Raw genomic sequence first — 8746 nt, forward strand, 5'->3', positions numbered from 1 at the left:
GAGCGGAGCCCCGCAGTCGCGAACGAAAGGTCGGCATCGGTGAGCGCGAGGAGTGCAGCGCAGCGGAGCCCCGCAGTCGCGAACGAAAGGTCGGCACAGTGACCGAGTTGAAACTGCCGTCGCTCGATTACGCGGCGCTCGCCCCGATCCTGATCATGCTGGGCACCGCGTTGCTCGGCGTGCTGGTCGAGGCCTTCGTGCCCCGGCGCTCGCGACACCTGGTGCAGCTGACGCTGGCACTGCTGGCCGTGCTCGCCGCGCTGACCATGGTGGTCCTCAACGCCGACGACCGGCTCATCACGGCCGGTCAGGCCATCGCGGTGGACGGGCCGACGCTGTTCCTCCAGGGCGCGATCCTGGTGCTGGCGGCCATGGCGCTGCTCCTGATCGGCGACCGCTCCGTCGAGCGGGGCGGCGCGTTCGTCGCCCAGGCCGCCGTGACGGCGGAGTCGGCCGACGACCGGAAGCAGGCTGAGGGCCGCAACGGCCTCACCGAGGTGTACCCGCTCGTCACGTTCGCCATCGGCGGCATGCTGATCTTCGTGGCGGCGAACGACCTGCTGACCATGTTCATCGCGTTGGAAGTCTTCTCCCTCCCGCTGTACCTGCTCTGCGCGCTGGCTCGCCGCCGGCGGCTGCTGAGCCAGGAAGCGGCGATGAAGTACTTCCTGCTCGGCGCGTACGCCTCGGCGTTCTTCCTGTTCGGTGTGGCCCTGATCTACGGCTTCACCGCGGGCGTTCCGGGCCGTTCCGCCGGTGTCGACTTCGCGACCGTCAACGCGGCGGTGAGTGAGTCTCCGGCCAGCCCGGTGCTGCTCTTCGCCGGCATGGCGCTGCTCGCCATCGGTCTGCTCTTCAAGGCCGCCGCGGCCCCGTTCCACGTCTGGACCCCGGACGTCTACCAGGGTGCGCCGACCCCGGTCACCGGCTTCATGGCGGCCTGCACCAAGGTCGCCGCGTTCGGCGCCCTGCTGCGCGTCTTCCACGTCGCGTTCGAGGGCGGGGGCTGGGACTTCACCCCGGTCCTCGGCGCGGTGGCGGTGCTGACCATGCTCCTGGGCGCGGTGCTCGCGGTCACCCAGACCGACATCAAGCGGCTGCTCGCGTACTCCTCGATCGCCAACGCCGGCTACCTGCTGGTCGGCGTGCTGGCCCCGAGCAAGGACGGGCTGTCCGGCACGATGTTCTACCTGGTCGCGTACGGCTTCTCGGTGCTCGCCGCGTTCGCCGTGGTGACCCTGGTCCGGGACGCCGACGGCGAGGCCACCCACCTGTCCCGGTGGGCGGGGTTGGGCCGGCGCTCGCCGTTCTTCGCCGCGCTGTTCACGTTCATCCTGCTGGCCTTCGCCGGTATCCCGCTGACCAGCGGATTCACCAGCAAGTTCGCCATCTTCGGGCCGGCCCTTGAGGGCGGTCAGGCGTGGCTGGTGATCGCCGGTGTGCTGACCAGCATGGTGCTCGCGTTCCCGTACCTGCGGGTCGTGGTGATGATGTGGCTGTCCGAGCCGGGCGAGTCCACCCCGACCGTGACCGTGCCGGGCGGGCTCACCTCCGCCGCCCTGATGATCGGCGTGCTGGCCACCCTGGTGCTGGGTGTTGCCCCGGCGCCGCTGCTCGACCTGGCTACCGGAGCCGCCGAATTCGTGCGGTGAGACGTGGCTCTACCACCGGGGGCCGGCGCGCGACAGCGTGCCGGCCCCCGCTGCGTATCCCCGATCCGGAGCAGGTAGAACGGGTGTGGCATGGTTGATGGTGTGGTGATTCCGGCTGGCGAGCGTTCAGGTGCCACCGGTTCCGGCGGTCGCCGGGGTCGGGCGAGCATGAGTCAGTTCGGCGCGCTCGGCCTTCATCTCGCCGATCCCCGCGTCGAGGCATCCGTGCTGGGCCTGCTGGAAGCGGTCGAGGTCGAGCTGAGTGCGAGTGTGGCCAGCGCCGACCCGTTCGTCTCCGAGGCGGCCCGGCACCTTCTCGACGCCGGGGGTAAGCGGTTCCGGCCGCTGCTGGTGGCGCTCGGCGCCCAGTTCGGCGATCCCACGGGTGCGCGGGTGGTCCCGGCGGCCGTGGTGATGGAGCTCACGCACCTGGCCACCCTCTACCACGACGACGTGATGGACGAGGCGGACGTGCGGCGGGGTGCGCCGAGCGCCAACTCGCGTTGGACCAACTCGGTCGCCATCCTGGTCGGCGACTACCTCTTCGCCCGCGCCGCGGACATCGCGGCGGACCTGGGCCCGGAGGCCGTCCGGTTGCAGGCGCGCACCTTCGCCCGGCTCGTGCACGGGCAGATCGCCGAGACGGTGGGGCCGCGTGCCGGCGACGACCCGGTCGCGCACTACCTGAGCGTGATCGCCGAGAAGACCGGCTCCCTGATCGCCACGTCGGCCCGCTTCGGCGGCATGTTCAGTGGCGCTCCGGCGGAGCACGTCGAGGCGCTCGCCGGGTACGGCGAGACGATCGGCGTCGCCTTCCAGCTCTCCGACGACCTGCTCGACATCGCGTCCGAGTCGGTGCAGTCGGGCAAGACGCCCGGCACGGACCTGCGCGAGGGGGTCCCGACGCTCCCGGTGCTCTACGCCCGTGCGGCCGACGACTCCGACGCCTCCTCGGTGCGGCTGCGGGAGATCCTGGCGACCGGTCCGTTGACCGACGACGCGCTGCACGCCGAGGCGCTGGGGCTGCTGCGGGAGAGCCCGGCGCTCAAGCGTGCCCGGGAGACCGTGCGCAGCTACGCCGAGGACGCCCGCGCCTGTCTGGCCCCGCTCCCCGCGAACTCGTCCCGCCAGGCCCTGGAGTCGCTCTGCGACTACATAGCCGACCGCACAAGCTGACCAGCACGCCCCTCCAGCGCGGCACCCCCAGCTTCGTTGATCATGAAGTTATTGCCTCGACACGCCGTGTGATGGGGCAACAACTTCATGATCACCGGCTCGGGGGTGAGGGGTTGGTAGGAGGCGGCTGGCGGTCAGCATCAGGGCGGCGGCCAGCAGCATCGACACCGAGGCCGTGGCCCACATTGTCGGGTAGCCCAGGTGGGCGGCGAGCGGGCCGAGGCTCAGTGGGCCGAGGCAGCCGCCCGCGTACACCCCGGTCTGTGTGATCGAGGTGGCGGCGGCCGGAGCCTGCGGGTGCAGCCGGACCACCGCGAAGGTCATGAGGCCGGGCCAGGCCCAGCCCAGACCGAACCCGAGCACCACGCCCGCCACCAGCGGCACCGGCCGGCCACCGCGAGCAGGCCCAGCCCGACCGCCCCGATCACCAGCATCGCGGCGATGAGCGCGACGTGACCGTTGGCCCGCCGGTCGGCCAGTCCGCCAGCGCCCACCCGGGCGACGACACAGACCGCGCTGCCCAGGGTCAGGGTGAGGCCGGCCAGAGCAGGCGAGAGGCCCCGGGCGGCGGCCGAGTCGACCAGGAAGGTGCCGAGCGCGTTGGCCGCGCCCGCCGCCAACGTCGCCGCCGCGCCGACGACCACCAGGGCCGTCGTGGCCCGGCCTCCGCGCGTCCCGTCGGCCCGACGCGCACGACCGGACACCTGCCGGGGTACGGCCGGCAGCGTGGTCAGCGCCGCGACTGCCGCCACCACGAACGCCCAACGCCAGCCGGCGGTGAGCGCGATGGTGGGCACCGCCGCGCCGGCCAACAGCGTCGAGACCGGGATCGCCGCCTGCTTGACGCCGAACGACAGGCCCTGCCTCCGCGGCGGGACGTGCTCGGCGAGCGCCGCGTTGCTGGCGAGCTGGCCGAGGGCGTTCGCGGCGGCGCTGAGCGCCAGCAGGGCGAGCAGCGCCTCGTACGAGCGGGCGAGCGCTGCCACGGCCAGCATCGACCCGGAGGCCAGCACGATGGCGCAGCGGGCCACCAGCGCCGGCCCGTACCGCTCGACGAGGCGTCCGGAGGGCACCGAGGTCAGCGCGCTCACGCCGAAGTAGACGGAGACGGCCAGGCCAAGCCCGGCGGGGGAGAAGCGGAGATCCGCACCCATCTGCACGGCGAGGCCGCCGAGCAGGAAGACGGGCAGTACGCAGGCCACGGTGGTGACCACGGCGCCGGCGCTGGCCCGGATGGGGCGGGTGCGGACGGGCGCGGGGGTGAGGACGGTGTGGGTCATCGTGCGGCAAACCTACGCGAGTCGCGCTCAGGCAACTCCTGGTGACCGCTGGTGTACGAGGAGTGGATGGTGATCTGGCATCCTCGACCCGAACAGGCATTTCGCACGCGGCCTGTTTTTCATATGGTGTAAGTCCCCGGCGGCGGAGGTGGTTGTGCGCGACCCCTTGGCAGAACCTTCGGACCTGATCCGCAGCGTGTCCCGAGCACTGCGGGTGCTCGAGTCGGTCGGTCGTGCCCCGAAGGGCCTGACCGTCAAGCAGATCGCCCGACGGTGTGAGCTGACCGTGGCCACCACCTACCACCTCGTCCGCACCCTCGCGTACGAGGGTTACGTGATCCGTCGCGAGGACGGCACGTACATCGTGGGTCTCGAGGTGGCCGACCGTTACCGCGAGTTGGTGACCGCGTTCCGGGGTCCGCCGGTGGTCGGCGAGACGTTGCGACGCGCCGCCGTCGACACCGGTTACAGCCACTTCCTGGGTCGGTTCGTCGGCGGTCAGGTCGCCATCACGGCGGTGGCCGAGGGGCACCGCTCGCCGTATCTGGAAGATCTCGTTCCCGGCTTCGACGAGGGGGCCCACGCGACCGCTCTCGGCAAGTCCCTGCTCGCCACCCTGACCGCCGAGCAGCGCTTCCGCTATCTCCGCGAGTACGGCATGCGTCCCTTCACCAGCGCCACGCTGACCGCCACCGAGACGTTCGAGGCCGACCTGGCCGCCGGTGACCGCCGGGGGATGCAGTTGGAGTTGGGACAGTTCCGCCAGGGGGTGGCCTGCGCGGCGGTGCTCGTCGCACCCGACAAGGACATGGAACGTCGAGTTGTGCTGGCCTGCGCCCTGCCCGCGAGCGAGATGATGACCTCCGCCCGGGTCGTACGCGCGAAGCTGCTCACCGTCGCCCGTACGGTCGCCGACGGCATCGCCGCCGACCACTGACCCGCCGGACGCGCCAGAGGCCCTCTCCCGGGCTGGGAGAGGGCCTCTCGGGGCGGTCCGGCGCCGAACCGCCAGGGGAACGTCAGCTGCCCACCGGGCCGCCGTCGAGGCGCCAGGTGACCACCACGCCCGGCTTGGCGTAGTCGCCGTCCGGCCAGTTCGAGGCCGGGTTCTCCACCGACGCGCCGGTGATCTCGCCCGGGTGCTGCACCGCGACGAACACCGAGCGGTTGTCGCCGGTGATGAACGGGCCGCAGGTCTCCGCGCCGATCGGCACGGTCAGGAACTGCTTGAGGTGGCCCTTCTCCGGACCCTCGACGGCGGTGGCGAAGAGGCCGTCGTTGCTGCCCAGCGCATTGCCGTCGGTGGAGATCCACAGGTTGCCGGTGGCGTCGAAGGCGACGTTGTCCGGGCAGGAGATCGGGGAGACCTGGGTCTTGTCGTACCCGGAGAAGAAGGTCGAGGGGTCGGTCGGGTCGCCGCAGACGATCGGCAGCGACCAGGCGAACGTCTCCGCCGTGTTGTCGTTGCGGTCCTCGACCAGCTCCAGGATCTGCCCGTGCTTGTTGGCGTTGCGCGGGTTGGCCTCGTCCGCCGCCGCCTTGCCGGCCTTGCCGCGGTCGGTGTTGTTGGTCAGGGCGACGTACACCTTGCCGGTCAGCAGGCTCGGCTCGACGTCCTCGGGGCGGTCCATCTTGGTCGCGCCGACCTTGTCACCGGCGAGCCGGGTGAAGGTGAGCACATCCGCGGCGGTCATCCCGTCGACGAACGACCGGTTGCCGCTGACCAGCTTGATCCAGCGACCCCGACCGTTGAACGCACCATCGGTGGGGAGCGTGCCGGAGCCGTCGATCTCGGCGGCGCTGGTCTGGTCGAGCTGCGCGACGTAGAGCGTGCCGGACTCCAGCAGGGTCAGGTTGTGCTTGCGGGCGGCCCACGAGTTGCCCTTGAGGAACTTCTTGTCCGAGACGAACTTGTACAGGTAGTCGAACCGCTCGTCGTCGCCCATGTACGCGACCACGTGGCCGTCCCTGGCGACGATGACGTTCGCGCCCTCGTGCTTGAAGCGACCCATCGCGGTGTGCTTGCGCGGACGGCTCTCCGGGTCGAACGGGTCGATCTCGACGACCCACCCGAACCGGTGCGCCTCGTTGGGGTGCTTGGCCAGGTCGAAACGCTCGTCGGCGCGCTCCCACTTGCGGCTGCCACTGGGGTAGCGGCTGGCGGTGCTGATGCCGTACCGGTCGAGCTTCGGCTTCAGCTCGGCCGGGGCGGCGTCCGCGCCCACGAAGTACTGGTTGAAGTTCTCCTCACCGGAGAGCACGGTGCCCCACGGGGTCACGCCACCGGAGCAGTTGTTCAGCGTGCCGACGACCGTACGGCCCTTCGGGTCGGCGGCGGTCTTCAGCCAGGCCGAGCCGGCGGCCGGGCCGGTCAGGTCGAACTTGGTGCTCAGCGCGGTGACCCGCCGGTTGTACGGCCGGCGGCCGTTGCCCACGGGCTTCCACTGCCCGGTGCCGCCGACCCGCTCCAGCTCCACCACGGACATGCCGTGCGCGGCCATGGCGGTGCGCAGCTGCTCCACGGAGAGTCCGTCCAGGCCGGGGAACCCGGGGAACATGAGGTCCTCGTTGGTGTACTCGTGGTTGACCACGAGCAGCGCCCGCCTGCCCTGCTTGTCCAGCGGCAGCACACCCACGAAGTCGTTGTTGTAGCCGAACTGCTTCGACTGCGCGGCGGCGCTCTGGTGGTGCAGGTCGAACGCCGGCGCGCCCGGCAGCACCGGGTCACCCCACTTGATCACCACGGCGTGGTCGTAGCCGTTCGGCACGACCAGGGTGTCCAGCTTGTTCGGCGGAATCGGCTTGAAGGTCAGCGCGCCGCTGCCGACACCCGTGGTGGGACGGCCGAAGCCGAAGTTCTCCGGCACGTCAGGGGTGGTGGGGGCCGCGCTGGCGGGGGCCGCGCCGGCCAGCGCGCCGACCGCCGCGCCGCCGAAGCCGAGCACCAGGGCGCCGACCGCGCCGGCCCGGACCACGCCGCGCCGGGAGACCTCCGCGTCCACCACGTCACCGAAGTACGCGTTCTCGGACGTGTTCGGTACCGGGTGGTCACAGGCGTTGCCGCAGCGGTACAGGCAGGTCATGGCGTCACGGGTGCCGTGGCGCTTGCCGGTCAACAGCGGGAGCAGCCGGGGACGGTCGCTCATGGGAGAAGCCTCCAGGTGAGTGGGTGGCGCGACAGGCGGCGTACCAGCCGGACGCTAGGAGGACGCGGTGAGCGGTCGTCGGCCGCGATGTGAACCAGGCGTGAACACCTGCCCGGCCACCAGTGGTCTGACCTCGGGCTGAACCGTTCGGCGTCACCACACGTATTCCCGGGCGGACGCACCGCCGGACCCGCGCCGGAAGTGAGGAGACCGCCATCAGCGACCATGACGCCCAACTGCTGCGGGCGCTGCACGACGAGCACGCGGAGGCGTTGTACGCACACGCCCTGCGGCTGGTCAACGGCGACCGGCAGCGGGCCGAGGACCTGGTGCAGGAGACGTTGCTGCGGGCCTGGCGGCATCCCGAGTCCCTCGACCCACGACGTGGCTCCGTGCGGGCCTGGCTGTTCACGACCGCCCGCAACCTGGCCATCGACGCCTGGCGTCGACGCTCCACGCGGGTCGGTGAGGTGTTCACCGACGAGATTCCCGAGCCGCCGGAGGTCGTCGACGAGGCCGAGCGCGCCGTCGAGGCGTGGACCGTCGCCGAGGCGTTGAACCGGCTCAGCCCGACCCACCGTGAAGTCCTGGTGGAGTGCTTCTACCAGGGGCGGTCGGTGGCGGAGGCGGCGTCGCGGCTGGGGGTGCCGCCGGGCACCGTCAAGTCACGCACCCACTACGCGCTGCGCTCACTACGGTTGGTCCTGGCCGAGATGGGGGTGACGGGATGACCCGGTGCGAGTTCGCGCACGACGACGGCGCGTACGTGCTGGGCGCCCTGGCCCCCGCCGAGCGGGCGGCCTACGAGCGGCACCTCGCCGGCTGTGCCTCGTGCCGGGATGCCGTCGCCGAGATCGCCGTCCTACCGGGACTGCTCGGCCGCCTCGACCCGGCGGGCCTGGAACAGTTCCTGCCACCGCCGACCGCGCCCCGGGCGCCCGCGCTGCTTGAGGAGGCCCGGGCGCGCCGGCGCCGCGAACGGACCAGGACCCGTCGCCGGTACGCCCTGACGACGCTGGCCGCCGCCGCGTTGGCCCTGGTGGTCGGCGTGGGAACGGCTGCCGTGCTGCCCCGACCGGTCGCCCCGCCGCCTGACCCGGGGGCGCAGGGCACTTCGCGCCCCGCCCCGCAGGTGTCGATGGTCGCTATGCGGCCGGTGGCACTCGCCGGTCCGGTGCACGCCGACATCGGTCTGACCGGCAGCAAGTGGGGCACCGAGATCACCATGCACTGCGGGTACGACGCGCGGACGAGCTACGGCAAGGCGTACCCGTTCCGGCTGGTGGCGAAGGGCCCGAGCGGCGCGAGCGAGCAGATCGGCTCCTGGCTCGCCGCGCCCGGCGACGACCTGGTGTTCACCGGCATGACCCGCTTCACCGACGCGGAGCTGGTCAGCGTGGAACTCCAACGAGCCGACGGCACCCCCCTACTCACCTACGCAGTCCCCTAACCCCGCCCCCAGGCTCGCCCCCCACCCCCGCCCCCACCCCGC

Annotated in this window: 6 protein-coding genes and 1 pseudogene; 5 read left to right on the plus strand and 2 right to left on the minus strand. The window is 71.7% G+C overall.

Going from position 1 to position 8746, the window contains the following annotated elements:
* Positions 1–98 precede the first annotated feature (98 nt).
* Positions 99–1652, plus strand: coding sequence for an NADH-quinone oxidoreductase subunit NuoN (gene nuoN, locus AB0B55_RS32205; RefSeq protein WP_357123547.1), 1554 nt, complete (start codon positions 99–101; stop codon positions 1650–1652).
* Positions 1653–1742: 90 nt separating this feature from the next.
* Complete coding sequence (locus AB0B55_RS32210) at positions 1743–2828, plus strand: polyprenyl synthetase family protein (RefSeq protein ID WP_357123550.1); 1086 nt, start codon at positions 1743–1745, stop codon at positions 2826–2828.
* 48 nt (positions 2829–2876) lie between these two features.
* Here the strand turns inward: AB0B55_RS32210 and AB0B55_RS32215 are convergent.
* A pseudogene (locus tag AB0B55_RS32215) lies at positions 2877–4108 on the minus strand (MFS transporter).
* Between the two features lie 154 nt (positions 4109–4262).
* Here AB0B55_RS32215 and AB0B55_RS32220 point away from each other — a divergent pair.
* Positions 4263–5045 carry an IclR family transcriptional regulator C-terminal domain-containing protein gene (locus AB0B55_RS32220; RefSeq protein WP_357123556.1) on the plus strand — a complete coding sequence of 261 codons (783 nt, stop codon included), beginning with the start codon at positions 4263–4265 and terminating at the stop codon, positions 5043–5045.
* Positions 5046–5127: 82 nt separating this feature from the next.
* Here AB0B55_RS32220 and AB0B55_RS32225 read toward each other — a convergent pair whose 3' ends face one another.
* Complete coding sequence (locus tag AB0B55_RS32225) at positions 5128–7254, minus strand: PhoX family phosphatase (protein WP_357175898.1); 2127 nt, start codon at positions 7252–7254, stop codon at positions 5128–5130.
* Positions 7255–7469: 215 nt separating this feature from the next.
* Between AB0B55_RS32225 and AB0B55_RS32230 the strand changes: the two genes are divergently transcribed.
* Positions 7470–7985 (plus strand): sigma-70 family RNA polymerase sigma factor, encoded by a 516-nt coding sequence (locus AB0B55_RS32230; RefSeq protein WP_357124632.1) that lies wholly within the window; start codon positions 7470–7472, stop codon positions 7983–7985.
* Positions 7982–8704, plus strand: coding sequence for a zf-HC2 domain-containing protein (locus AB0B55_RS32235; protein ID WP_355048256.1), 723 nt, complete (start codon positions 7982–7984; stop codon positions 8702–8704). The genes AB0B55_RS32230 and AB0B55_RS32235 overlap by 4 nt, the downstream gene beginning before the upstream one ends.
* Positions 8705–8746 lie beyond the last annotated feature (42 nt).

The organism is Micromonospora sp. NPDC049107 (assembly GCF_040648595.1).
Taxonomy (GTDB): Bacteria; Actinomycetota; Actinomycetes; order Mycobacteriales; family Micromonosporaceae; genus Micromonospora.